This is a genomic window from Methylobacterium aerolatum, from assembly GCF_022179085.1.
GTDB lineage: Bacteria > Pseudomonadota > Alphaproteobacteria > Rhizobiales > Beijerinckiaceae > Methylobacterium > Methylobacterium aerolatum.
Genome location: NZ_BPQE01000008.1, coordinates 87,681 through 112,533, shown reverse-complemented (window position 1 = coordinate 112,533; position 24,853 = coordinate 87,681). Strand labels below are relative to the sequence as shown.

26 protein-coding genes are annotated in these 24,853 nt (G+C 71.3%); 15 read left to right on the top strand and 11 right to left on the bottom strand.

What is annotated here, in order from left to right:
- Window positions 1–101 precede the first annotated feature (101 nt).
- A complete protein-coding gene (locus MFF06_RS06020) occupies window positions 102–299 on the top strand; it encodes a hypothetical protein (protein ID WP_238202114.1) in 198 nt (65 codons plus the stop codon).
- Between the two features lie 33 nt (window positions 300–332).
- On the opposite strand, the gene MFF06_RS06015 is transcribed toward MFF06_RS06020, so the two are convergent.
- Window positions 333–578 (bottom strand): hypothetical protein, encoded by a 246-nt coding sequence (locus MFF06_RS06015; protein ID WP_238202113.1) that lies wholly within the window; start codon window positions 576–578, stop codon window positions 333–335.
- Between the two features lie 312 nt (window positions 579–890).
- On the opposite strand from MFF06_RS06015, the gene pstS reads away from it, so the two are divergent.
- From pstS to phoB, 6 genes are all read left to right on the top strand, one after another.
- Window positions 891–1,931: a phosphate ABC transporter substrate-binding protein PstS gene (pstS, locus tag MFF06_RS06010; protein WP_238202112.1), complete on the top strand. Its 1,041-nt coding sequence runs from the start codon at window positions 891–893 to the stop codon at window positions 1,929–1,931.
- Between the two features lie 120 nt (window positions 1,932–2,051).
- Window positions 2,052–3,026, top strand: a complete 975-nt coding sequence (pstC, locus tag MFF06_RS06005; protein ID WP_238202111.1) for a phosphate ABC transporter permease subunit PstC — start codon at window positions 2,052–2,054, stop codon at window positions 3,024–3,026.
- A gap of 28 nt (window positions 3,027–3,054) precedes the next feature.
- Window positions 3,055–3,954, top strand: a complete 900-nt coding sequence (gene pstA / locus MFF06_RS06000; RefSeq protein ID WP_238202110.1) for a phosphate ABC transporter permease PstA — start codon at window positions 3,055–3,057, stop codon at window positions 3,952–3,954.
- A 36-nt stretch (window positions 3,955–3,990) separates the two neighbouring features.
- The gene (gene pstB / locus MFF06_RS05995; RefSeq protein ID WP_238202109.1) at window positions 3,991–4,806 is read left to right on the top strand and encodes a phosphate ABC transporter ATP-binding protein PstB; all 816 of its coding nucleotides are present in this window, start codon (window positions 3,991–3,993) and stop codon (window positions 4,804–4,806) included.
- Window positions 4,807–4,828: 22 nt separating this feature from the next.
- Window positions 4,829–5,542: a phosphate signaling complex protein PhoU gene (gene phoU, locus MFF06_RS05990; protein WP_238202108.1), complete on the top strand. Its 714-nt coding sequence runs from the start codon at window positions 4,829–4,831 to the stop codon at window positions 5,540–5,542.
- 183 nt (window positions 5,543–5,725) lie between these two features.
- Complete coding sequence (gene phoB / locus MFF06_RS05985) at window positions 5,726–6,421, top strand: phosphate regulon transcriptional regulator PhoB (protein ID WP_238202107.1); 696 nt, start codon at window positions 5,726–5,728, stop codon at window positions 6,419–6,421.
- A gap of 118 nt (window positions 6,422–6,539) precedes the next feature.
- On the opposite strand, the gene MFF06_RS05980 is transcribed toward phoB, so the two are convergent.
- The 4 genes from MFF06_RS05980 to MFF06_RS05965 form a co-directional block, all read right to left on the bottom strand.
- Window positions 6,540–8,696, bottom strand: coding sequence for a protein-disulfide reductase DsbD family protein (locus tag MFF06_RS05980; RefSeq protein ID WP_238202106.1), 2,157 nt, complete (start codon window positions 8,694–8,696; stop codon window positions 6,540–6,542).
- 202 nt (window positions 8,697–8,898) lie between these two features.
- Window positions 8,899–10,725, bottom strand: a complete 1,827-nt coding sequence (locus MFF06_RS05975) for an aminopeptidase P family protein (RefSeq protein ID WP_238202105.1) — start codon at window positions 10,723–10,725, stop codon at window positions 8,899–8,901.
- Between the two features lie 61 nt (window positions 10,726–10,786).
- The gene (locus MFF06_RS05970) at window positions 10,787–10,966 is read right to left on the bottom strand and encodes a ribosome modulation factor (RefSeq protein ID WP_238202104.1); all 180 of its coding nucleotides are present in this window, start codon (window positions 10,964–10,966) and stop codon (window positions 10,787–10,789) included.
- 30 nt (window positions 10,967–10,996) lie between these two features.
- Entirely contained in the window at window positions 10,997–11,917 is a 921-nt protein-coding gene (locus tag MFF06_RS05965; RefSeq protein ID WP_238202103.1) for a 50S ribosomal protein L11 methyltransferase, read from the bottom strand.
- Between the two features lie 199 nt (window positions 11,918–12,116).
- Here MFF06_RS05965 and MFF06_RS05960 point away from each other — a divergent pair, with 199 nt between their 5' ends.
- From MFF06_RS05960 to MFF06_RS05940, 5 genes are all read left to right on the top strand, one after another.
- Entirely contained in the window at window positions 12,117–12,317 is a 201-nt protein-coding gene (locus tag MFF06_RS05960; RefSeq protein ID WP_238202102.1) for a hypothetical protein, read from the top strand.
- A gap of 141 nt (window positions 12,318–12,458) precedes the next feature.
- Window positions 12,459–13,169 carry a molybdate ABC transporter permease subunit gene (modB, locus tag MFF06_RS05955; protein WP_238202101.1) on the top strand — a complete coding sequence of 237 codons (711 nt, stop codon included), beginning with the start codon at window positions 12,459–12,461 and terminating at the stop codon, window positions 13,167–13,169.
- Window positions 13,166–14,284: a molybdenum ABC transporter ATP-binding protein gene (gene modC, locus MFF06_RS05950; protein WP_238202100.1), complete on the top strand. Its 1,119-nt coding sequence runs from the start codon at window positions 13,166–13,168 to the stop codon at window positions 14,282–14,284. The genes modB and modC overlap by 4 nt, the downstream gene beginning before the upstream one ends.
- A 132-nt stretch (window positions 14,285–14,416) precedes the next feature.
- Entirely contained in the window at window positions 14,417–14,863 is a 447-nt protein-coding gene (locus MFF06_RS05945) for a TadE/TadG family type IV pilus assembly protein (RefSeq protein WP_238202099.1), read from the top strand.
- A complete protein-coding gene (locus tag MFF06_RS05940; RefSeq protein ID WP_238202098.1) occupies window positions 14,860–16,542 on the top strand; it encodes a TadG family pilus assembly protein in 1,683 nt (560 codons plus the stop codon). The genes MFF06_RS05945 and MFF06_RS05940 overlap by 4 nt, the downstream gene beginning before the upstream one ends.
- Window positions 16,543–16,779: 237 nt before the next feature.
- On the opposite strand, the gene MFF06_RS05935 is transcribed toward MFF06_RS05940, so the two are convergent.
- The 6 genes from MFF06_RS05935 to MFF06_RS05910 form a co-directional block, all read right to left on the bottom strand.
- Window positions 16,780–17,940, bottom strand: coding sequence for a M20 aminoacylase family protein (locus tag MFF06_RS05935; protein ID WP_238202097.1), 1,161 nt, complete (start codon window positions 17,938–17,940; stop codon window positions 16,780–16,782).
- Window positions 17,940–19,160 carry a GNAT family N-acetyltransferase gene (locus MFF06_RS05930; protein WP_238202096.1) on the bottom strand — a complete coding sequence of 407 codons (1,221 nt, stop codon included), beginning with the start codon at window positions 19,158–19,160 and terminating at the stop codon, window positions 17,940–17,942. Before MFF06_RS05930 ends, MFF06_RS05935 begins: the two co-directional genes overlap by 1 nt.
- Window positions 19,161–19,223: 63 nt before the next feature.
- The gene (locus MFF06_RS05925) at window positions 19,224–19,436 is read right to left on the bottom strand and encodes a type II toxin-antitoxin system RelE/ParE family toxin (protein ID WP_238202095.1); all 213 of its coding nucleotides are present in this window, start codon (window positions 19,434–19,436) and stop codon (window positions 19,224–19,226) included.
- A gap of 88 nt (window positions 19,437–19,524) precedes the next feature.
- Window positions 19,525–19,794 carry a type II toxin-antitoxin system ParD family antitoxin gene (locus MFF06_RS05920; protein WP_238202094.1) on the bottom strand — a complete coding sequence of 90 codons (270 nt, stop codon included), beginning with the start codon at window positions 19,792–19,794 and terminating at the stop codon, window positions 19,525–19,527.
- Window positions 19,795–19,884: 90 nt separating this feature from the next.
- Complete coding sequence (locus MFF06_RS05915; RefSeq protein ID WP_238202093.1) at window positions 19,885–20,628, bottom strand: glycerophosphodiester phosphodiesterase family protein; 744 nt, start codon at window positions 20,626–20,628, stop codon at window positions 19,885–19,887.
- A complete protein-coding gene (locus MFF06_RS05910; RefSeq protein ID WP_238202092.1) occupies window positions 20,625–21,101 on the bottom strand; it encodes a RidA family protein in 477 nt (158 codons plus the stop codon). Before MFF06_RS05910 ends, MFF06_RS05915 begins: the two co-directional genes overlap by 4 nt.
- Window positions 21,102–21,365: 264 nt before the next feature.
- Between MFF06_RS05910 and MFF06_RS05905 the strand changes: the two genes are divergently transcribed.
- From MFF06_RS05905 to MFF06_RS05895, 3 genes are all read left to right on the top strand, one after another.
- Window positions 21,366–22,556 (top strand): aspartate aminotransferase family protein, encoded by a 1,191-nt coding sequence (locus MFF06_RS05905; protein WP_238202091.1) that lies wholly within the window; start codon window positions 21,366–21,368, stop codon window positions 22,554–22,556.
- A 24-nt stretch (window positions 22,557–22,580) separates the two neighbouring features.
- Window positions 22,581–23,567, top strand: a complete 987-nt coding sequence (gene argF / locus MFF06_RS05900) for an ornithine carbamoyltransferase (RefSeq protein ID WP_238202090.1) — start codon at window positions 22,581–22,583, stop codon at window positions 23,565–23,567.
- A 228-nt stretch (window positions 23,568–23,795) separates the two neighbouring features.
- Window positions 23,796–24,782, top strand: a complete 987-nt coding sequence (locus MFF06_RS05895) for an Hsp33 family molecular chaperone (protein ID WP_238202089.1) — start codon at window positions 23,796–23,798, stop codon at window positions 24,780–24,782.
- Window positions 24,783–24,853: the final 71 nt, after the last annotated feature.

The window sequence follows — 24,853 nt, the reverse complement described above, 5'->3', positions numbered from 1 at the left end:
AACGATAGGTTGATAGTAACGGTCGATTAACCATCTCATGCGACCAGGGTCACTGTTCCGGTTCATGGGGCCGGGAGGGTTTTCCGCTTCGGGAGGAAACCATGAGCCAGGTGATCGTCGCAGCCGACGGGCCGGACTCGGCCGCGAAGTCGGGCGCGGGAATCGATACCGGCCATCTCGGGCAGACCTTGCGTCAGGTGTACGAGGACAGCATCGACACCCAGCCGATCCCCGATTCGCAGATCGATCTGCTGCTTCGCCTCCGCCACAAGGAGCGAGACCGCCGCCGCTCCGCCTGACGCCGCCGGGTGGGCGGCATCCGCGTCAGCCCCTCACCATTGCCGCGCGCCGGGCCGGCGCCGGTATTCCTCCGCGCGGATACGCGTCAGCACCCGATCGAGGTCGACGAGCAGGTCGGCCTCCTCCCGTTTGGCCTGCGCCGTCTCCTCCGGGCCCACGGCGATGCGGCGGCGGACCTGGACGAGGGCGAGCGCCCGTTCCAGCGCCTCGCGCTCCTCGTGCAGGGCCTGCCAGAATCGATCCCCGGCACCGTCCCCCTTCGCCACTGGCCTCGTCACAACCCTCGATCCCCTCTGATTCCGAGGCGGGCGCCGGGCGGGGCGGCGTGATGCCCGCCTGACCGGCTCTCATGGGAATAACGCGAGGAACGGGAAAACCGTGCCATCGCCCGAACGGAGGGGTGTCACAAGCGGAAGATCCACGGGATCAGGGAGTTACGTGGTTTCCCCCGGTCCGGTGGCGGGGCGTGTCATTGGCCTGTCACAACCCTGCAGTACCGCGGCGTCGCCGGCCGGGCCCTTCGTGCCCCGAGCATGTGCGCGGTCCCGCCGGGTGCGGCGACAGCGCGACCGACCGAGACGGAGAATCCTTTGAAACCCTTCGCTTACGCGCTCGCCCTCGGCCTCGCGACGGCCCAGTTCGCCTCCGCGGCGCTCGCCGCCGACATCACCGGGGCAGGGGCCACGTTCCCCTTCCCCGTCTACTCCAAATGGGCGGAAGCCTACCGCAAGGAGACCGGCACGGGACTGAACTACCAGTCGATCGGCTCGGGCGGCGGCATCAAGCAGATCCAGGCCAAGACCGTCGATTTCGGCGCCACCGACGCCCCCCTCAAGGGTGAGCAGCTCGCCAAGGATGGCCTGATCCAGTTCCCGACCGTCATGGGCGGCGTCGTCACCGTCGTGAACATCCAGGGCGTCGAGCCCGGCAAGCTGAAGCTCACCGGCGACGTGATCGCCGACATCTACGCCGGCAAGATCGCCAAGTGGTCGGACCCGCGCATCGCCAAGCTGAACGAGGGCGTGAAGCTCCCCGACGCCAACGTGACGCCGGTCTACCGCTCCGATGCCTCGGGCACGACCAACATCTTCACCACCTACCTCTCCCAGGCCTCCGAGACCTGGAAGAAGGACTTCGGCGCCGCCACCACCATCTCCTGGCCCGTGGGCCAGGGCGGCAAGGGCAACGAGGGCGTCACCGCCACCGTGAAGCAGGTCCCGAACTCCATCGGCTACGTCGAGTCGGCCTACGCCAAGCAGAACAAGCTGGCCCACGCCCTCATCCAGAACAAGGACGGCAATTTCCCCGAGCCGACCGACAAGGCGTTCCAGGCCGCTGCCGCCAGCGCCGACTGGAAGGCCGCCCCCGGCTTCGGCATTTCGCTCACCAACCAAGCGGGTGCGGATGCGTGGCCGATCACCGCCGCGACCTTCATCCTGGTCCACAAGGAGCCGGCGGACGCGGCCAAGACCGCCGAAGTCTTCAAGTTCTTCGACTGGGCCTACAAGAACGGCGACAAGCTCGCCTCGGATCTCGACTACGTGCCCCTGCCGGACAACGTGGTCGGCCTGATCCACGAGGAGTGGAAGACCGTGAAGGGCAAAGACGGCAAGCCCGCCTTCACGAACTGACGAGGGTCGGGAGGGGGCCGGGAGACACCGGCCCGTCGGCCTCGGGCCGGAGCACTGCGCCCCCTCTCTCGCCTCGCGGCTTCCCCCGCGGTAACAGTCCCGGACCTCAGAGAATTGCGGATGCCCGCCTTGACGCAATCCGTCGCCGTCGCCCGACCCCGCCCCGCGATCCGCAAGGGGCCGAGCAAGGGATTGGACGCCACCTTCCGCGCCTGCGCCTACGGCGCCGCCCTGATCGTCCTGCTGGTCCTGGCCGGCATCCTCGGCTCGATCATCTACGGCGGCTGGCCCGCTTTCCGCGAATTCGGCTTCGGCTTCCTCACCTCCAGCGCGTGGAACATCGGCACCGAGCAGTACGGCGCCCTGGTCGCCGTGATCGGCACCGTGGCCTCGGCCGTGCTCGCGCTGCTCATCGGCGTGCCGGTGTCGCTGGGCATCGCGATCTTCCTCACGCAGCTCTGCCCCGGCTGGGCGCGCAGGCCCGTGGCGATGACCATCGAACTGCTCGCCGCCGTCCCCAGCATCATCTACGGCATGTGGGGCCTGTTCGTGTTCGCGCCGCTCTTCGCGCGCTTCGTGCAGATCCCCGTCTCGAACCTCGTCGAGGGCATGCCGATCCTCGGCACGATCCTCTACGCCCGGGTGCCCTCGGGCGTGGGCGTGCTCACGGCCGGCATCATCCTGGCCATCATGATCGTGCCGTTCATCGCCTCGATCGCCCGGGACATGCTGGAACAGATCCCGACGGTGCTGCGCGAGAGCGCCTACGGCATCGGCTGCACCACCTGGGAGGTGGTGCGCCACGTGCTCGTGCCGCAGGCCGCCGTCTCGATCATCGGGGCGATCATGCTCGGCCTCGGCCGGGCGCTGGGCGAGACGATGGCGGTGACCTTCGTGGTCGGCAACGCCAACCGTCTCTCGGCCTCGATCTTCGACCCGTCCTCCACCATCGCCTCGCGCATCGCCAACGAGTTCAACGAGGCGGATGGCCTGCAGCTCAACGCGCTGATGGCGCTCGGCTGCATCCTGTTCGTCATCACCTTCATCGTCCTGATCGTCGCCCGGCTGCTCACGCGCCGCGTGCGGGCCGCCTGACGATCACGCTGCCGAGGTCGCGACGAACATGGACGCCACCAACACCCTCACGAACACCCTGTCGCCGCCCCCGGCCCGGACCGGCCGCATCCGGCCGGGCCGCCGGGTCGCGGACCGGGCCCTGCGCCTCTCCTGCCTCGTCGCCACCGTGGTGGGTGCGGTGGTGCTCGGCTCGATCCTGCTGATGCTCATCGTCGAGGGCATCCGCGGCTTCTCCCCGTCCCTGTTCACCCAGCCGACGCCGGGTCCGGGCTCGGAAGGCGGCGGCATCGCCAACGCCATCCTGGGCAGCCTCGTCCTCACCACCATCGGCATCGTCGTCGCGACGCCGATCGGCGTGATGGCCGGCACCTTCCTCGCGGAATACGGACGGACCTCGAAGCTCGCCGACGTGATCCGCTTCCTCAACGACATCCTGCTCTCGGCGCCGTCGATCCTGATCGGCCTCTTCGTCTACACGCTGATGGTGCGCCCCATGGGCACCTATTCCGGCTGGGCCGGGGGCGTGGCGCTCGCCATCATCGCGATCCCGGTGATCGTGCGCACCACCGAGGACATGCTGCGCCTCGTGCCGGGCACCCTGCGCGAGGCCGGCGCGGCGCTGGGCGCCCCGCCCTCCGTGGTCATCACCAGCGTGACGTGGCGGGCCGCCTCGGCGGGCATCGTGACGGGCATCATCCTGGCGCTCGCCCGCATCGCCGGCGAGACCGCGCCCCTGCTGTTCACGGCGCTGAACAACAACTCGTGGTTCTCGTCCAACCTGATGGGCGGCATCGCGAACCTGCCGGTGATGATCTACCAGTTCGCCCTCTCCCCCTACCCGAACTGGCAGGGGCTGGCCTGGGCGGGCGCCCTCCTGATCACCGGAACGATCCTGGCCCTGTCGATCATCGCCAGGCTGGTCATCAACCCTCGCCGCAGCCGCTGAGGGCGAGACGTGCGCACCACCGACGAGGATATGACGATGAACGCCGCCTCCGCTCTTCCCACCGGCACCGTCGGCCGGGAGACGTCCGCGCCGGCCCGGGCGGTTCGCATCGCCGTGAAGGACCTCAACTTCTACTACGGGTCGTTCCACGGCCTGAAGAACGTCAACCTGAACTTCTACGACCGGAAGGTCACCGCGCTGATCGGACCGTCGGGCTGCGGGAAGTCGACCCTCCTGCGCTGCTTCAACCGCATCTACAGCCTGTACCCCGAGCAGCGGGCCGAGGGGCAGATCCTCCTCGACGGGCAGAACATCCTCGACCCGAAGATCGACCTGAACGAGTTGCGCTCGCGCATCGGCATGGTGTTCCAGAAGCCGACCCCCTTCCCGATGTCGATCTACGACAACGTCGCCTTCGGCCTGCGCCTCTACGAGAAGCTGCCGAAGTCGGAACTCGACGGGCGCGTGGAGGAATCCCTGCGCAAGTCCGCCCTGTGGGACGAGGTGAAGGACAAGCTCAAGCAGCCCGGTACCGGTCTTTCCGGCGGCCAGCAGCAGCGCCTGTGCATCGCCCGCACCGTGGCGCAGCAGCCGGAGGTGATCCTGTTCGACGAGCCGACCTCGGCGCTGGACCCGATCTCCACGGGCCGCATCGAGGAGCTGATGGAGCAGCTCCGCGACGAGTTCACCATCGTGATCGTCACGCACAACATGCAGCAGGCGGCGCGCATCTCGCAGTACACGGCCTTCATGTATCTCGGTGAGCTGGTCGAATTCGGCCAGACCGACAAGATCTTCATGAACCCGACCGAGCGCCGCACGCAGGACTACATCACCGGCCGCTTCGGCTGAGCCGAACAGAGAGGGTCACGCCATGCCCGGCCACATCGTTACCTCCTACGATACCGACCTCGAGAACCTGCGCCGGTCGATCTCGGAAATGGGCGGCATCGCCGAGAAGATGACGGGCGAGGCGACCCAGGCCCTCGTCCGCCAGGACGGCGTCCTCGCCCAGGCCGTCATCGCCGCCGACAAGCGCCTCGACACGCTCCAGCGGGACATCGAGGAGCGCTCGGTGCTCCTCATCGCCCGGCGCCAGCCCATGGCGGTGGACCTGCGCGAAACCATCTCCGCAATCCGCGTCTCGGGCGACCTGGAGCGGATCGGCGACCTCGCCAAGAACGTCGCCAAGCGCGTGATGGCCATCGCCGACCACGCCCCTGCCCAGAAGATCGTGCTCGGGGTCCGCCACATGAGCGACCTCGCCGAGGGGCAGCTCAAGGACGTCCTCGATGCCTATGCCAGCCGCGACACCAAGGCGGCGCAGGACGTCTGGAACCGCGACGGCGAGATCGACGCCCTGTACAATTCCCTGTTCCGGGAACTCCTGACCTACATGATGGAGGACCCGCGCAACATCTCGTTCTGCACGCACCTGCTGTTCTGCGCCAAGAACGTCGAGCGGATTGGCGACCACACCACCAACATCGCCGAGACGATCCACTACCTCGCCACCGGCGAGAACTTCGTCGGCGACCGGCCGAAGAACGATGCGTCGAACTACGCGACGGTGGAGCCGGGGGCCTGAGGCGCGCCTCCACCCGCCGTCCTTGCGAGCGGGGCGAAGCAATGACGGCGGGGACGGAGAGATCGGCGCGTTCCTGTTGACAGTTGGGCGCTGCCCCTTGGGTTCGGCCCGACCGCATATCAGCGTGACCCGATCCCCGCATCCTGCTGATCTGGGTCCGGGGCGTGAGATGGACCATCGACCATGCGTGTCCTGATCGTCGAGGACGAAGAGGCGCTCACCACCCTGCTGCGCTACAACCTCGAATCCGAGGGCTTCAGCGTCGATGCCGCCGCCCGCGGCGACGAGGCGGAATTGCTGCTCGCCGAGCGCACGCCGGACCTCGTCCTCCTCGACTGGATGCTGCCCGGCCTGTCGGGGATCGAGCTCTGCCGCCGCATCCGCGCCCGCCGGGAGACCGAGCGGCTGCCGGTGATCATGCTCACGGCCCGGGGCGAGGAAGGCGACCGGGTGCGCGGCCTCGGGACCGGCGCGGACGACTACATCGTCAAGCCCTTCTCGGTGCCGGAACTCCTCGCCCGCGTCCGCGCCCTCCTGCGCCGGGCCAAGCCCGCCCACGTCGCCGACCGCCTCGCGGCGGGGGACATCGAGCTCGACCGCACCGGCCACCGGGTCCGGCGGGCGGGGAGCGAACTGCATCTCGGGCCGACCGAGTTCCGACTGCTGGAATTCCTGATGCTCAGCCCCGGCCGCGTCTTCTCCCGCGAGCAGCTGCTCGATGGGGTCTGGGGGCACGACGTCTACATCGACGAGCGCACGGTGGACGTCCATGTCGGCCGGCTGCGCAAGGCCCTCAACGGACCCCGGCAGGTCGATCCGATCCGCACGGTGCGCGGCTCGGGCTACGCCTTCGACGAGACGTTCACGCTGGAGCCGTAGCCGCGACCGTCATTGCGAGCGTCAGCGAAGCAAAATCCAGGGCAGCGGGACCTCACCGAACGTGGCGGATCCCTGGGTTGCTGCGCTTCGCTCGCAATGACGGGGTTGGGCTGCAACCTCATTCGGCCAGCGCCGCGTTCCGCCCCCCGTCGGGAATCGCCTTCAGCGCGTCCAGCACCGTGCCCTCGGTGAGGATCTGCGGCAGCACCTGCGGCTCGCCCGTGCCGGCATAGAGCAGGTAGAGCGGCACGCCGCTGCGGCCGTGCTCCTCGAGGAGGCGGGTGATCTCCGGGTTCTGGTTGGTCCAGTCGCCCTTGAGGTACGTGACGCCCTTCGCCTTCAGCGCCGCCTTCACGGAGGGGCGATTCAACGACGTGGTCTCGTTGACGGCGCAGGTGATGCACCACGCGGCGGTCATGTTCACGAAGACCGGCCGCTTGCCCTCGCGCAGGGCCTCCAGCCGAGCGCGGGTGAAGGGCTCGATCCCGTCGGCGGAGGCCGCCTGGGCGCCGGGCGCCGCGCGGTCCTGCGCGAGGCCGACGCCCAACGCGACGACGGCGATCACCGCGAGACCGGCGAGCCCCTGGAAGATCCGCTCCGCGAGTGGCCCGGCGCCGCGTCCACGCTCCCAGGCCCAGGCCGCGAAGCCAACGAACACCACGCCGAGCAGCGCCGCGAGCAGACCCCGCGCATCGACCTGCTGCGCCAGCACCCAGATCAGCCACGCGGCCGTGGCGTAGACCGGGAAGGCGAGGGCCTGCTTCAGGGTCTCCATCCAGGCGCCCGGCCGGGGGAGGAACCGGAGGGCGCCAGGGAACAGGGTGAGGGCGAGGAAGGGGAGGGCGAGGCCGAGGCCGAGGCTCGCGAAGACGGCGAGCGCCACGCCCGCCCCCTGCGTCAGGGCGAAGCCCACCGCCGCCCCCATGAACGGCGCGGTGCAGGGCGTGGCCACCACCGTGGCGAGCACCCCGGTGAAGAACGAGCCCGAAAGCCCCGGGCGCCGGGCGAGCCCGTCGCCGATCCCCGCGAGCCGTCCTCCGAGGTGAAAAACGCCCGACAGGCTCAGGCCCACCGCCACCATCAGGTACGCGAGGCCCGCCACCACGATCGGGGATTGGAGCTGGAATCCCCAGCCCAGCGAGGCGCCCCCGCCCTTCAAGGCGATGAGCAGCCCGGCCAGCCCGAGGAAGCTCGCGAGCACGCCGACCGTATAGGCGAGGCCGTGCAGCCGCACCCGGCCCGCGCCCTCGCCCGCATGGCGCACGAGGCCCAGCACCTTGATCGACAGGACCGGGAAGACGCAGGGCATCAGGTTGAGGATCAAGCCGCCGAGGAGGGCGAGCCCCATCGCCGCCACCAGGGTCGGCGGATCCTGCGTGGCCGCCGGCGACGGGGAGGGGGCGGGGGAGGCGGTTCCCGCGACGGAGGGAGCCGTGGCGGCCGGGGCCGCCGGCGCGTCGCCATAGGCGAAGGCGAGGCGGCTGGTGCCGTCACCGGTCGCCTCCTCGACCGCCAGCACGCCGGGCAGGGTGCCGATCCCGGCCTTGTCGTCTCCCTGGGCGAGGGTCAGGTGCAGGCCCTGCGCGTCGACGCTCCACACCTGCTCGGCGGCGTTGTCGATCACCGTCTCGCCGTAGGGGAAATAGGTGGCAGCCCTGATCTGGTCGGCCTTCAGGCCTGTGGCGGCGAAGTCGAGGCGGATCCGGTCGCCGGTCCGGGACAGGCTCATCGGCCAGACCGGGGCCACGGGCATCGCGGCGCGGGCCCCCGAGAAGACGGCGGCGTTGGCGGCGTCGGGGGTCGCCGGGCCCACGGGGAGGGTCAGGCGCAGCTCGGCCGAGCCCGGAATGCATTCGGTCTCGCAGACGAGGTAGGTGAGCTTGCCCGCGATCCGCACCGGCTCGGCCGGATCGAGGCTCGGCGGCGGCGTGACGGGGACGAGGAGCGTCACCTCGTCCTCGTAGCCGTAATTCATCAGGGTCGCGATCGGGATCCGGTGCGGCGCGGGCCACTGGATCGGGCCGGGGCTGAAGCCGGCGGGCAGGCTCCACGTCACCTCCGGCGGCAGGCCGGAATCGCCCGGATTGCGCCAGTAGACGTGCCAGCCGGGCTTCATCTTCATCCGCACGGCGAGGGTGAACGGCGTCGCCCCCGATACCGCCTGCGGCTCGGCGAGGAGGCTCGCCTGCACGAGGTCGGCCGGGGGGCGGAACCCCTGCGCCATCGACGGGCCGAGGCCGAGGCAGGCGAGGATCAGGAGAAGGCGGGCGATCATGCGGGACTCTTCGCGCCGGACGGCCGGCGGTTTCTCGTCGGTTCCACCGGCTTTTATAGGGCGGGCCACCGTCCCGTTCCCTCCGTCATTGCGAGCGGAGCGAAGCAATCCAGGGCGGCGGGCTGTCGCGGGAGGTTGCGTTCCCTGGAGTGCTTCGCTCCGTACGCAATGATGGGGTGAGAGGCGCGGCTTCTCCGCACCATCACCCCTCCAGCGGTGCCGTCGCCCGCTCCAGCCAATCCCGCGTCGGCCCGTCCACGAGGGGCGTCAGCGCCTCCCGCACCCGGGCGTGGTAGGCGTCGATCCAGGCCCGCTCGCCCGGTTCGAGGAGGGCCGTGTCGATCAGCCGCCGGTCGTAAGGCGCCAGCGTCAGGGTCTCGAAGCCGAGGACCGGCCGCTCGCCGCCCGCGACGGCGCGGGGCTCCACGAGGACGAGGTTTTCGATGCGGATGCCGTAGCGGCCGGTGGCGTAGTAGCCCGGCTCGTCGGAGAGGATCATCCCGGCCTCCAGAGCCACCGGCCCGGCCTTGGCGATGCGCTGCGGCCCCTCGTGCACCGAGAGGAAGACGCCGACCCCGTGGCCGGTGCCGTGGTCGAAGTCGAGCCCCGCCCGCCACAGGGGGGCGCGGGCGAAGGCGTCGATCTGCGCGCCGGTGGTGCCCTTGGGGAAGACGGCCCGCGCGATGGCGATGTGCCCCTGGAGTACGCGGGTGTAGCGGTCGCGCATCTCCGCGTCCGGCGTGCCGACGGCCACGGTGCGGGTGATGTCGGTGGTGCCGTCCACGTATTGAGCGCCGGAATCGATGAGAAACAACTCCCCCGGCCGCACCGTGCGGTCGGTCTCCCGCGTCACACGGTAATGGACGATGGCGCCGTTCGGGCCGGAGCCCGAGATGGTCGGGAAGGAGACGTCGCGCAACTCTCCCCCCTCGGCCCGGACATCCTCCAGCGCCTCCACGGCGGCGATCTCGGTGAGGCCGCCCGCCTCCGCCGCGCCGTCGAGCCACGCCAGGAAGCGCGTCACACTCGCCCCGTCCCGGAGATGGGCGGCGCGGGTGCCTGCGATCTCGGCGGCGTTCTTCACCGCCTTCATCGCGGTGATGGGGTCCTTGCCGACATCCACCGTGCCGCCCGCCGACTCGATCCGCTCCTTGAGGGCGATGGCCGCGCTCGCCCCGTCGAGACGCACGCGCGCGCCCGCCAGGGCGGCGAGGCCCTCCTCCAGATCGACGCGGGGGGCGATCACGGCGATGGGCTCCAGGGCCACGCGCAGGCCGGGATCGATGTCGCCGGAGGCAAGGTAGAGCCGCGCCGGCCCCTCGCGCGGCAGGATCGCGTAGCCGAGCGCCAGGGGCGTATGGCCCACATCCGCCCCGCGCAGGTTGAAGGCCCAGGCGAGGTTGTGCGGATCGGAGATCACCAGCGCGTCGCAGGAATCGGGGACGAGGGCCGCGCGGATCCGGGTCAGCTTGTCCGCCGCCGTCATCCCCGCGAGGGATTCGGGATGGGAGACGACGCGCCCGGCGGGTGCCTTCGGCCGCCCGGCCCAGCAGGCGTCGATGGGATTCTCCGGCAGCGCCCGCAGGCTGCCGCCGGCCTTCGCGGCGGCCCGTTCCAAGCGCTCGACCCCGTCCGGCGTGTGCAGCCACGGATCGTAGCCGAGCACCTTGTCCCGGCCGAGATGGGCGGCGATCCACGCCTCCGGCGTCTGCTCGGCCAGGGGCACCACGCTCACCAGGCCGGTCTCCACCTGGGCGGGGGCCTGGAGGGTATAGCGGCCGTCCACGACGAGCGCGGCGGCCTCCGCGAGGATCACGGCGGTGCCGGCCGAGCCGGTGAACCCGGTGAGCCAGGCCAGCCGCTCGGCATTGGGGGGCACGTATTCCGATTGGTGCTCATCGGCCCGGGGCACGACGAACCCGTCGAGCCCGGCCTCCCGCAGGGCGGCGCGCAAGGCGGAGATCCGCTCCGGCCCCTTGCGATGGCTCGGGTCGTCGAAGGTCTGGAAGCGGGGGCGGGGTTCGGTCATGGCGCGAGCCTACCGCCCCGGGAGGGAGGGCGGCAACGTGGCATCGGGCGGATCGCTCCCGTCAGGGGCCGGGAGGCACCGCGGTCGCGGCGGGCAGGCCGTCATAGGCCTCGAGCCAGGCCGCCCGCTCCGGCGAGTCGGCCGGGTAGGGGCAGGCATCCTTCGGGCGGCCGTGCGCGCGGGCGCGGGCGCCCTCGGTGAGGGGATCGTCGTTGGGTGGAGTGGGGCTCGCGTCGCTCATGCCCGAGAAATGCCGTCGTCCAGGCGCGGTTCAGCGCCTCGCCCGCGGCGCGGCGCCGCCCCTGCGCAGGACGAGGTGCACCCATCCCTCGATGACGCCCTTCCGAACCAGGGTGAAGCCCTGGAGGCGGTAGGCGGAGAGCACCCCCGGCACGTCGCGCTCGATGAGCCCCGAGAGGACGAGGGTGCCGCCCGTCGCCACCACTGCCGACAGGCTCGGCGAGAGCATCCGCAGGGGCTTGGCGAGGATGTTGGCGAAGACGAGGTCGAAGCGGCGGGGCCGGGCCGCCGTCGCATGGCGGGTGCCGCCCGCGTGGTAGAGCTTCAGCCAGGGGCCGAGGCCGTTGAGCCGGGCGTTCTCCCGGGCGGTGACCACCGCCTCGCGGTCGAGGTCGCCGGCCACCACCGGGCGGCGCAGGTCCTTGGCCGCTGCGAAGGCCAGGATCCCCGTCCCCGTTCCCACATCCAGGACATGGCGCGGGCGGCGGCGCTTGCGCTCGGCCACGAAGGCCCGCAGGCAGCCGAGGGTGGTACCGTGGTGGCCGGTGCCGAAGGCCAAGGCCGCCTCGATCTCGATGGCGAGGTCGTTGGCGCGCCGCTCGCCCCGGTCGTGCGAGCCGTGGATGAGGAAGCGCCCGGCCCGGACCGGTTTCAGCCCCTCCAGCGAGGAGCGCACCCAATCCTGTTCGGCGATGGTGCGGAACTCGGCCTCATCCGCCCGGTCTCCGATCACCGGGCGGATCAACTCGCGGATGAACGTCTCGTCCGGCTCGTCGGCGAAGTAGGCTTCGAGGCGCCACGTCTTGCCGTCCGCATCCTCGAAGGCGGCCACCGCCGTCTCGGTGGGATCGAACATCTCGCCGAGCAGGTCGGTCATGGCCCGCGCCGACCTCTCGTCGGTGTCGAGGCGCAGGACGTGAGTGGGGCGGTGGGGCGGGAGACCTTCGAGCATGGTCCCGTTCCTGTAAGGGTCCGCGGGCGGCCTGTCACAGGGGAATCGCAGGGTGGCGCCGACTCCCGCGGTTCTTTCGCAACAATGCCCAGGATTGCGCCATCCCGGCGAACCGTTGACCAGGAATGCCAGGAACCCGCGCCGGAGGTCGGCGTTTCCGGGAGCTTCGTGTTCAAGCCATGTCAGGGATGAGTAAAAAGTGACCAGTTCGCGTCGCCCCTTTCCCGACCGGTCCGGTCCCAACGGGCCGATCGTCCTCGCTCGGAACCCGCGTCGGCCCCAGCTCTCCGAATACGGTGCCCCGCCCGCCGAAGCGCCCCTGCCCGGGCGCCTCCTCGTGGCGCTGAGCCGCCTGCATCGCGCGGAAACCCGCACGCCCAAGGCACCCGGCAAGGAGTGAGCCGGGGCACCGGGCCCCGCCGTCGCCCCGGCGATTCTGGCGCGGGCCCTTGCCCGCCCCGGCGGCGGCCATAAGATCGCGGGCGCAGCGGATCGGATCGGCCGGCCGCGGTCGATCGGGATACGCGGTGGACATCCGGGCATGAGCGTCGGTCCCGGCCTGATCGGCCTCGGCCCCGAGGAATGGCAGGCCGTCCTCCTGAGCCTGAAGGTGGCGGCGGTGGCGACGCTCGCCTCCCTGCCGCCCGGCCTCGCGGTGGCGTGGCTCCTCGCCCGGCGGCGGTTCCCCGGCCGGGCGCTCCTCGACGGTGTCGTCCACCTGCCGCTGATCCTGCCGCCGGTGGTCACCGGCTACCTGCTGCTCCTCGCCTTCGGGCGGCGGGGCGTGTTCGGGGCGGCGCTGGCCGAGGCGGGGATCGTCTTCGCCTTCCGCTGGACCGGCGCGGCGCTGGCCTGCGCAGTGATGGGCTTCCCGCTCATGGTGCGGGCGATGCGCCTGTCGCTGGAGGCGGTGGACCGGCGCCTCGAACAGGCGGCGGGCTCCCTCGGCGCCCCGCCCCTCATGGTCTTCCTCACCGTCACGCTTCCCCTGAGCCTGCCCGGATGCCTCGCCGGGGCGGTGCTCGCCTTCGCCAAGGCGATGGGCGAATTCGGCGCGACGATCACCTTCGTCTCGAACATCCCCGGCGAGACGCAGACCCTGCCCTCCGCGATCTACACCCTCACCCAGGTGCCGGGCGGGGAGGGGGCGGCGCTCAGCCTCACCCTGGTCTCGGTCGCCCTGTCGATCACCGCGCTCCTCGTCTCCGAGGCGCTGGCCGCCCGCGCCGGCCGGCGGCTGGAGGCGGAATGAGCGCCGACGAGGCCGCTGCCATCGCCGTCGACGTGAGCCTGCGGCGGGGCGACTTCGCCCTGGAGGCCGCCTTCGCCGCCGGGCCGGGCCTCACCGCGCTGTTCGGCCGCTCCGGATCGGGCAAGACGACCCTCATCGACCTCGTCGCCGGGCTGGCGCGGCCCGACCGGGGGCGGATCGTGGCGGGCGGGCAGGTGCTGGTGGATACGGCCGCGCGGGTCTTCCTGCCGCCGCACCGGCGGCGGATCGGCGTCGTGTTCCAGGACGCGCGGCTGTTCCCCCACCTCAGCGTCCGGCAGAACCTCGCCTACGGCCGCGTCTTCGCCCGCCGTCGCCACGATCCGGCGCAGTTCGCCGCCGTCGTGGGGATGCTGGGCATCGGCGCGCTCCTCGACCGGCGCCCGGCGGGGCTTTCGGGGGGCGAGCGCCAGCGGGTCGCCATCGGCCGGGCGCTGCTCGCCGAGCCCCGTCTCCTGCTGATGGACGAGCCCCTGGCCGCCCTCGACGAGGCCCGGAAGGCCGAGATCCTTCCCTACATCGAGCGGCTGCGCGACGAGGCCGGGGTGCCGGTGGTCTATGTCAGCCATTCCGTCGCGGAGGTCGCCCGGCTTGCGGGCACCATCGTGGTGCTCGAGGGGGGGCGCGTCGCCGCCGCCGGCCCCGCCGAGGCGATCCTGCGCCGGGCGGACCTCATCCCCCTGCACGGCGAGCCCGGTGCCCTGCTGGCGATGGAGGTCGCAGGCGCCGATCCCGCCAGCGGCCTCGTCCGCCTGACCGGGCAGGCCGGACAACTCCTCGTGCCGGACCTCGCCCATCCGCCCGGAACGCGGGTCCGGGTCAGGGTGCCCGCCCGGGACGTCCTCGTCGCGCTCGACCCGCCGCAGGGTCTCTCGGCCCGGAACGTCCTGCCGGGCCGGATCGCGGCCCTGAACCCCGCCGAGACGGGCGTGCTGGTCGAGATCGATTGCAACGGCGCAATCCTGGCGGCCCGCTTGACCGCCGCGGCGGTCCGCGACCTCGCCCTCGTCCCGGGGCGGGAGGTCGTCGCGATCGTGAAGAGCGCGGCCATCGATCCCGCGGGCTTCGGCAGCGGCCGCCCCGCCGTCACGATCTGAAAGCGCGCTTCCCGGCCATCCCGCGAGGCCCACAGAATGCGCCGGAACAATTCAACTTAAAATTAGGATTCCAGTTCCACCCTGGGTTGTATCGATCTTGGCGCGAGGAGGGGGTTTCCGATGCGCAGAGACATGGACGATCACCCTATGGCGCTGCGGTGTCTCGCAAAACTCTCCCGGTGCCGCCGGGGCGGCGCAGCCGTGGAATTCGCCCTCATCGCGCCGGTACTCCTGCTCCTCTTCGCGGGAATCGCCGTGTTCGGCATCTGCTTGGGTGCAGCGCACAACTTGCGGTTGGTTGCCGCAGAGGCGGCGCGGGCCTCGATCGGGGGCGTCACCGATGCGGAGCGCGCCTCCCTCGCGCAGACGACGGTGACCCGCAGCCTGACCAACGGCGCGTTGTTCCGGCCGGGCAGCGTCTCGGTCGAGGTCGGGGCGGACCCCACGGATGCGAACGTCACCGTGGTCACGGTGAGACTCGATGCCAGCACCCTCGGCCTCGGCAGCTTCGCGCGTCTCGTTCCGCAGATCCCCGCCTTCCTGACGAGCACGGTGAGCGTCCGGCGGGGCGGCCTGTGATCGACCGTCTCCGGCGGTCGGCCGCGTCCTGGCTGCGGGCGGTCGCGGAGCGGGGGAGGGCCTTCGGCACGGCCCGGGGCGGCAACGTCATCATCCTCGTCGCCTTCGGCTCCACGTTGCTGATGGGGGTCGCCGCCGTCGGCGTCGATCTCGGGGTGGTGGTCCAGGCCCGGCGCAAGGCCCAGGGCGCGGTGGACATCGCGGCGATGCTGGGAGCGAGCGACATCGCCCGCGCCGCCGAGGCGAGCCGCCGCTCCTTGAGCGACAACGGCTACGGCACGGCCGCCACCGCCGCCACCGTCACGCCGGGCAGCTACGACGCCACCGCCGCGGTGGGCGCCCGGTTCCAGCCCGGCGGGGCCGCGATCAACGCCGTCCAGGTCGGCCTGTCCACCAGCGCGCCGGTGAATTTCGGGCGGGTCATCGGCCTGCCGTCCTCGGTGCCGATCCGGGTCACCGGGACGGCGGCCACGGCGCAGTTCGCCGCCTTCTCCGTCGGATCCGGTCTCGTGGCCCTCGACGGCAGCGGCCTGCCCAACGCCATCCTCGGGGCGCTGCTCGGGACGAAGCTGACGCTCTCCCTACTCGATTACAATGCCCTGTTGAGCGCGCGGGTCGACGGGTTCAAGGTCCTCGACGCCCTCGGCGCCAGTCTCAACATGGGCGGGGCGAGCTACGCCGAGATCGCCCAATCGAATGCCAGCGTCGGGCAGGTGCTGATGGCCCTGCGCACCGCCTCGGGCGGCGGCGCCGCCTCCGCGCTCACGGGGATCCTCAACGCCCTGCCGAATGCCGGCAACGTCGTGCCGATCTCCCAGATCGATCCCCTGGGTGACGTCGGCGCCCTGGCGCCGGGGCGCGGGGTCGCCGGGCCGTCGCTGTCGGTCATGGGGCTCGTCAGCGCCGCCGCAGCACTGGCCAACGGGCAGTCCCAGGTCTCGATCGACCTCGGCGCCACGATTCCGGGCCTCCTCTCCACCAAGCTGACCCTGGCGATCGGCGAGCGGCGGCGGAGTTCGGGCTGGGTCAGGCCCGGCACCCCCAACGCCACCGTGCGCACCGCCCAGACCCGCCTGTTGATCGAGGCGTCCCTCACGGCGCCCCTGAACCTCGGCTCCCTCAACCTACCCCTGTACGTCGCCCTCGCCCCCGCCCAGGGAACGCTCAAGAGCCTCACCTGCTCGTCCGCCGTTCCCGGCGGCCGTCAGGTGGTGATCGACGGCCAGACCGGCATCGCCACCCTGGCGATCGCGGGGGTATCGCGCCAGGCGATCAACGGCGGCGATGTCGGGCCGGACCTGTCGCAGCCGGCGCTGATGATCGCGGCGCCGCTCAATCTCGTGACGGTCTCGGGCCGGGCGCTGGCGACCATCGGCTCGACCTCCCAGAGCCTGACCTTCTCGGATGCCGACATCACCGCGCACACGGTGAAGAGCATCTCCTCGGGGGCCATCGCCCAGTCGCTGACGGGGAGCCTGCTCGGCAGCCTCAACCTGCAGGTCAACGGGCTCGGGGTGAGCGGCCTCCTCGCCCCGGCCCTGAACCTCACCCTCGGCGCGGCGGCGCCGTCGCTCGATCTGGTTCTCAACGGCGTGCTGAAGGTGCTGGGCCTACGGGTCGGCTACGCCGACTACACCGTCGACGGCACATTGTGCGGCCAAGCGGTGCTGGTGCAGTAGGACGGCGCGATTGCGGAGGATGCGGGCCTCGGCGGGTCCGGGGCTCGGCCTCCCGCCGCCCGTCATCCCGCCTGCATCAGCAGCGTCAGGGCGCCGAAGATCAGCACCGCCGCGACGGAGAGGCCGAGCAGGATCAGGCTCGCCCGCGATTCCCGCATGTCGGCCGACATGACCGCCTCCCGTCCCGTTCGTCGTCCACTGTCTCACCGGCCCTTCCGCCTGTCGAGCCCCGGCCCGTCAGGCGGCCGTCCGCCGCTCCACGAGCCGCGCGAGGAAGGCGCTGCCGACGGGGATGATCGAATCGGCGAAGTCGTAGCCGGCATTGTGCAGGCCCGCCCCCGGACCGGCGCCGAGCCAGACATAGGCGCCGGGCACGGCCATGGTCATGTCGGCGAAATCCTCGCTGCCCATGCGGGGCGGGGCATCCGTATCGACCTGCGCCTCGCCGATCAGCTCGGCGGCGACGGCGGCGGCCGCGGCCGATTGCTCCGGGGCGTTCTCCAGCACGGAGAACTTGTCCTCGATGTCCACGGTAATCTCGGCGCCGTAGGCGGCGGCGAAGCCCGCGCAGAGCTCCCGCATCCGCGCGGCGGTCAGCGCCCGGACCTCCTTGTCGAAGGTGCGGATCGTGCCCGCCATGTGGGCGGTCTCGGGGATGACGTTGTAGGCCGAGCCCGCCTCGATCCGGGTGATCGACAGGACGAGCGACTTCAGCGGATCGACGTTGCGCGAGGCGATGGATTGCAGGGCCTGGGCGAGGCCCGTGGCGACCACGATGGGATCGACCCCCCGGTGCGGCTGCGCCGCATGGATGCCCCGGCCGCGGATGCGGATGTCGAAGAAGTCCGCCGCCGCCATCAGGGCGCCGGGGCGCAGCTTGATGTGGCCGTGCTGGCCCCCCGGCTGGTTGTGCAGCCCGTAGATCTCGTCGCAGGGAAACTTCTCGAACAGCCCGTCCTTCAGCATGGCGCGGGCGCCGCCGAGGCCCTCCTCCGCCGGCTGGAAGATCAGCACCGCCGTGCCGTCGAAGTTGCGCGTCTCCGCGAGGTAGCGGGCGGCGCCGACGAGCATCGTCGTGTGCCCGTCATGGCCGCAGGCGTGCATCTTGCCGGGGATGGTGGAACGGTAGGGGAGGTTGGTCTCCTCCTCAATGGGCAGGGCGTCCATGTCGGCGCGCAGGCCGATGCGGCGGCCATTGTCGGTACGCCCCTTCAGGAGGCCGACGACCCCGGTGCCGCCGATGCCCCGGTGCACCTCGAAGCCGTACCCCTCCAGCAGCCCGGCGACGATGCCCGACGTGCGCACCTCCTCGAAGCCGATCTCGGGATGGGCGTGAAGGTCCCGCCGCAGGGCGGTCAACTCGTCGGCGAAGCCTTGGATATGTGCGATCGGGTCCATCATGCCTGCTCGTCGGGGGTGCTGCGCCGGAACGGGGTGAGGGTGTCGAGGACATCGACCGCCTCGGCGACGTGGGCGCGTTCACGCTGCAAGTAGTCGGCCACCGCCTTGCGCAGCGACGGGTCCGCGATGTCGTGGGCGGAGTGCATCAGCACCGGCCGGTAGCCCCGGGCCAGCTTGTGCTCGCCCTGCGCGCCCGCCTCCACCCGCTTGAGGCCGTGGGCGATGGCATACTCGATCGCCTGGTAGTAGCAGACCTCGAAATGCAGGAACGGGTGGTCCTCGGTGCAGCCCCAGTTGCGGCCGTAGAGCGCCGCGTCGCCGATCAGGTTGATCGCGCCCGCGATGTAGCGGCCGCCGCGCTTGGCCATGATGAGCAGGACGCGGTCCGCCATCCGCTCCGACAGGAGCGAGAAGAACCGGCGGTTGAGGTACGGCCTGCCCCACTTCCGGGCGCCGGTATCCATGTAGAACCCGTAGAACGCGTCCCACACCGCCTCGGTCAGGTCTGCGCCCGTCAGGTGCTCGATGGTGATGCCGGGCGCCAGCGCGTCCCGCCGCTCCCGGCGGATGGTCTTGCGCTTGCGGGAGGCCAGCGCCTCCAGGAAGTCGTCGAAGGTGGCGTAGCCGTCGTTCTCCCAGTGGAACTGCTGGTCGGTGCGCTTCAGGAATCCCGCCGCCCCGGCGCGCTCCCACTCCGCCTCGCGCATGAAGGTGACGTGGACCGAGGACGCATCCGTCTCCCCCCGCAGGGCCCGCAGGCCGGCCAGGAGGGCCGCCGTCGCGGAATCCGGGTCGGCGCCGGGACTGATGAGGAAGCGCGGCCCGGTCACCGGGGTGAAGGGCACGCTGACCTGGAGCTTCGGGTAGTAGCTTCCCCCGGCGCGCTCGAAGGCGTCGGCCCACCCGTGGTCGAAGACGTATTCCCCCTGGCTGTGGGACTTCAGATAGCAGGGCGCCACGGCGAGCAATTGGCCCGCCCGTTCCACGGCCACGTGGACCGGCAGCCAGCCGGTGCGCCGCGAGACGCAGCCCGACTCCTCCAGCGCCGAGAGGAAGGCGTGGGTCACGAAGGGGTTGTGGGTCTCGTCGCCCGCCGCAAGGGTCTCGGGCGAGAGGGCACAGGCATCCCAGACCTGCGCCCCGATCTCCTTGAGCCCGGGGAGAGCCCTCACCGTCAGGGCTTCGGCGTCCGGCGGCGGCGCGGAGGCGTGCTTCATGCCGCCCACTCTAGCGGTCGCCGGGGGAGGGGCAAGCGGCGGATGGATGCAGGGGGGACGGACTCAATCCTGTGGAAACAAGAGAGCGTCGATGTCTCGCGCGCCGCGCAGCACCCGAAGAACGTCGATGCGCGCGGCGACGTCCTCGACCCGGTAGAGGATCAGGTAATCGCCGAACGGACGCCCTCGAATTCCGCTGGCTTCCCGACCGGCAAGGAGCGGATAGCCCCTGGGCATGTCGGCCAGGGTGAGACAGCGCGCCTCCAGTTCGGACACGAAGGTCGCAGCGCGGGCAGGGTTGTCCCGTCTGATAAGGCTCCGATCCCGACGAGGTCGTCGATCGCCCTTTCGGAGAGGACGACCTTCACGCCGACTTATCTTCGTCCGCCATTCCGAGGGCGGCCCGAACGCGGGCGAAGGCTTCACCCACTGGCACCAGCCTACCGGCCTCCGCATCCGCTAAGCCCTCGGCAAGCGCAGCGTCGAGCGCCTGAAGCCGCGCCGTACGATCCTGTTCGGCGAGGTAACGGGTGCGGACGAGATCGCGGATGTATTCGCTCGGTGTCGCGAATGCCCCTTCGCGCACCTTGTCCCGGACGAATGTCTCCAACTCTTCGGTGAGGGTGACGGTCATCTGTCCGCGGGGAGTGGGCATGAGGGGCCTCCGGCAGACCATCCGATCTACAGTGATATTCACTGCCGGATTTATCCACTCCGTTCCGTCTCAAGGCAAAAACCCCTCGAACACCATCTGGTCCGCGTGGGCCTGCGCGTGCGCGCGCTGCTCGGGTGTCCGCACCGTCCAGGTCATCACCGGGAGCCCGGCGAGCAGGCGGCACAGGGCGGCGGCCGCGCAGGGCAGGTCGTCCACCCGCCAGGAGAGGAAATCCGGCCGGGTCTCGTCGAAGTGCAGGAGGTCGGACAGGCTGCGCCGCTGGCTCGGCGTCATCGCCGCGTAGGCGGGGTCGTCCTGCCTCGTTTCCGCGACGATGCCCCGGGGAATCCGGGCGGGCAGCCCCTCCCGCAGGGCGGCGACGATGGCCGGATCGAAGGATTTCAGCGCCACCGGCCCCTCGTAGGCCGCCGCGACCTCCGCCGTGCGCCGGGCGAGCCTCAGGTCGCCGTCATAGGCCGACTTGATCTCGACGATCACCGGCACCGCCCCGGCCACCGCAGCCAGGAAATCCGGCAAGGTCGGGATCGTCTCGGCGGACCCCGCCACGGTCAGCCGGCCGAGGGCGGTGGCCGTCGTCGCACCGACCGGCTCGCTCGCCTCCGTCAGCCGGCCGAGGGCGAAGTCGTGGAAAACCATCGCCTCGCCGTCGGCGCTGAGCTGCACGTCGCACTCGATGGCGAAGCCGCCCGCCACCGCCGCGCGGGCGGCGGCGAGGGTGTTCTCGGGGCGGCCCGCCGCGCGGTCGTGCAGCCCGCGATGGGCGATGGGCCGCGCGGTGAGCCAGCCGGTCATCCCCGCACCTCGAACATCGCCTCGACCTCGACCGCCGCGTCGAGGGGCAGTTCCGCGACGCCGACCGTCGAGCGCGCGTGCCGCCCGCGGTCCCCCAGCACCTCGACCATCAGGTCCGAGGCGCCGTTCATCACGCCCGCCACCGCCGAGAAGCCGGGGGCGGCGTTGATGAAGCCGCCGAGCCGGACGCATTGCTCCACGGCCCGGTCGAGGTCGCCCACCGCCGCCTCGAGCTGGGCGAGGATGTTGAGGGCGCAGAGGCGGGCGGCCTCCTTGCCGGCCTCGGGCGAGACGGCGGCGCCGACCTTGCCCTTGTGCTCCGGCGCGATGGTCCCGTCGGGTCCGAAGCAAACCTGGCCGGAGATCACGACGAGGGCGCCGGTCCGCACGAAGGGCACGTAATTCGCCACCGGCGCCGCCGCCTTCGGCAGGCTCAGGCCGAGTTTCGCCAGACGGTCCTTGATCGTGCTCATGCGGTGCTTCCCCTGTCACGTTCGCGGCGGGTTCTGGAGCATGGCGGAGGCCCTCCGCGCAAGGGGCGGCGGGGAGCGCCGGAAGCGCGACCGGACCGTCGGAAGAGACCCTGCCCCGCGCCCGGCACGGAGTTTGCGCGATTGACACGGCAGAGCCGATTCATAGTAATCGCGCGCGTGCCGCCCGGTGATCGAGGCGGCACTTTCATTTGGTGGCGCCGCGCCGTCGCGCGGCGGGACCTCAGGTGCGATGGAGACCGGATCGTGACATCCGCCCTTCTGCCGAATTACGCCCGTGCTCCCCTCGCCTTCGTCCGAGGCGAGGGCGCATGGCTCGTCGCGGAGGACGGAGAGCGATACCTCGATTTCGGGGCGGGCGTCGCCGTGAACGCGCTCGGCCACGCCCACCCGCACCTCGTCGCCGCGCTCACCGAGCAGGCGGGGAAGGTCTGGCACGTCTCGAACCTCTACCAGATCCCGGAGGGCGAGCGCCTCGGCCGGCGATTCGTGGAGGCGACGTTCGCGGAGGTCGCGTTCTTCTGCAATTCGGGGGCGGAGGCCAACGAGGCGGCGATCAAGGTCGCGCGGAAGTACCACGCGGCGGGCGGACATCCCGAGCGCTACCGGATCGTGACCTTCGAGGGCGCCTTCCACGGGCGCACGCTGGCCACCCTCGCGGCAGGCGGCCAGCAGAAGTACATCGTCGGCTTCGGCCCGAAGGTCGATGGCTTCGATCAGGTGCCCACCGGCGACTTCGAGGCGCTGGAGGCGGCCATCGGCCCCGAGACCGCCGCCCTGATGATCGAGCCGATCCAGGGCGAGGGCGGCGTGCGGGTCATCCCCCCCGCCGACCTGCGCCGCCTGCGCGAGACCTGCGACCGGCACGGCCTGCTCCTCATCATGGACGAGGTGCAGACCGGCATCGGCCGCACCGGCAAGCTCTTCGCCCACGAGTGGTCCGGCATCGCGCCGGACATCCTCTCGGCGGCCAAGGGGATCGGCGGCGGCTTCCCGCTGGGGGCCTGCCTCTGCACCCGCGAGGCGGCGCGCGGCATGATCGCGGGCAGCCACGGCTCGACCTTCGGCGGCAACCCGCTCGCCATGGCGGTGGGCAACGCCGTGCTCGACGTGATCCTCTCGGACGGGTTCCTGGAGCACGTGGCGCAGACGGGCCTGCGGCTGAAGCAGAAGCTCGCCGCCCTCAGGGACCGGCACCCGCGGGTCATCGAGGACGTCCGCGGCGAGGGGCTGATGATCGGCCTCAAGCTCGCCGTCCCCAACACCGAATTCGCCGTGTCGGCACGGGAGGCCCACCTCCTCGTGATCCCGGCGGGCGACAACGTCGTGCGGCTGATTCCGCCGCTGATCGTCACCGAGTCGGACGTCGATGAGGCGGTCCGGCGGCTCGATGCCGCCGCGGCCGGGTTCGAGGCGCTGCGCGGGGCGGCCGAGTAGGGCACCGCCGGAAAGTCCATTGCGATGACAACCCTCCCCAACGGTCGCCCCCTGAACGGACGGGCGGCCGGCGCGGCCGCCGCCCCGGCGCCCCGCCACTTCCTCGATCTCTCCGACTTCTCGGGGGACGAGATCCGCCGGATGCTCGATGCGAGCGCCGACATGAAGGCGATCCGCCGCAAGGGCGCGCGCGCGGCCGAGCGGCCCCTCGTGGGCAAGACGCTCGCGATGGTCTTCGACCGGCCCTCGACCCGCACCCGCGTCTCCTTCGACGTGGCGATGCGCGAACTGGGCGGCGAGACGCTGATGCTCACGGGCTCCGAGATGCAGCTCGGCCGGGGCGAGACCATCGGCGACACGGCGCAGGTGCTCTCCCGCTTCGTGGACGCGATCATGATCCGCATCCTCGATCACGGGCAGATGCTCGAACTCGCGGAGCATGCCACCGTGCCGGTGATCAACGCGCTGACCAAGCACTCGCATCCCTGCCAGATCATGGCGGACGTGCTGACCTTCGAGGAGCACCGGGGGCCGATCCGCGGCCGCACCGTGGCGTGGTCGGGCGATGCCAACAACGTGCTGGCGAGCTGGGTCCACGCCGCCGCGCGGCTCGACTTCACCCTCAACGTCGCCAGCCCGCCGGAGCTGGCGCCCCCCGCATCCCTGGTGGCCTGGGCGCAGCGCGAGGGCGCGAGGCTCAACGTCACCACCGACGCCCGCGCGGCGGTGGACGGGGCGGACGCGGTGGTGACCGACTGCTGGGTCTCCATGGGCGACGACGACGAGAGCCACCGCCACAACCTGCTTTCCCCCTACCGGGTCGATGCGGCCCTGATGGCGGCGGCCAAGCCCGACGCGATCTTCATGCACTGCCTGCCCGCCCACCGGGGCGAGGAGGTCACCGCCGAGGTGATGGACGGGCCGCAATCGGTGGTGTTCGACGAGGCCGAGAACCGGCTCCACGCGCAGAAGGGCATCCTGGCGTGGTGCCTGGAGGCGGGCGGAGCGTAGCGCGGCGGATACTCCGTGATGCCGCCGACGTCTTTGCGAGCGGAGCGAAGCAATCCAGGGCAGCGGGACGCTTCCTGAGGGAGTGCATCCCTGGATTGCTTCGCTCCGCTCGCAAGGACGATGGCGAGCGCCCGGCCCGCAGCGGATCGTGCCTAGGAGCATCCGAGGACGGCCCTTTGGGAACCCCGCCTCGGGTTACCATATGACGGGGAGATCCCCGGAGAGACCATGACCGCAGGAACCGAGACCCCCGGCGTCGACGATGCCGTGCTGCCCTTCGCCGTCGAGGCGCTCGATGTGCGCGGGCGGGTGGTGCGCCTCGGCCCCTCCATCGACACGATCCTGCGCCGCCACGGCTACCCCGACCCCGTCGCGCGGCTGCTCGGCGAGGCAGCAGCGCTCACCGTGCTGCTCGGCGCCTCCCTGAAGTTCGAGGGCCGCTTCCAGCTCCAGACCAAGACCGACGGCCCGGTCGAGATGATCGTGGTCGATTTCGAGGCGCCCGACCGGCTGCGCGCCACCGCCCGTTTCGATGCGGAACGGGTCGCGGCCCTCGGCACCGCCCCCCTGCGCGACGCCGACCTTATCGGCAACGGCCACCTCGCCATGACCATCGACCAGGGCAGCGCCGCCAGCCGCTACCAGGGCGTGGTGCCGATGGAGGGCCAGAGCCTGGAGGAGGCGGCCCACCAGTATTTCCGTCAGTCGGAGCAGATCCCGACGATCGTGCGCCTCGCGGTCGCCGAGGCGGTGGACGGCGCGGCCGGGCATTGGCGGGCAGGCGGCCTGATCGTGCAGTTCCTGCCCCAATCCATCGACCGGGCGCGCCTCGCGGACCTGCCGCCGGGCGACATCCCCGAGGGCCACGCCCATCTCGGCACGGATGCGCCGGAGGACGACGCCTGGGTCGAGGCGCGCTCGCTCGCCGCCACCATCGAGGACCACGAACTCATCGACCCGAACGTAACGAGCGAACGTCTGCTCTACCGTCTGTTCCACGAGCGCGGCGTGCGGGTGTTCGACCGGCAGCCCGTCCGCGAGACCTGCCGCTGTTCCCAGGAGCGGGTGATGGGGATGATCCGGTCCTTCAGCCCGCAGGAGCGCAAGGACATGGTGGCCGACGACGGCCGCATCGTCATCACCTGCGAGTTCTGCTCCCGCCGCTACGATCTCGATCCGGCAGAGGTCGAGGCGGAGATCGGGCAGGGGCAGTAGCCACCTGAAAGGCCCGTCCGCGCGTCCCGCGCTTCGCGGGACGTGGCCTTTCCCTGCGCGCCGCAAGCATG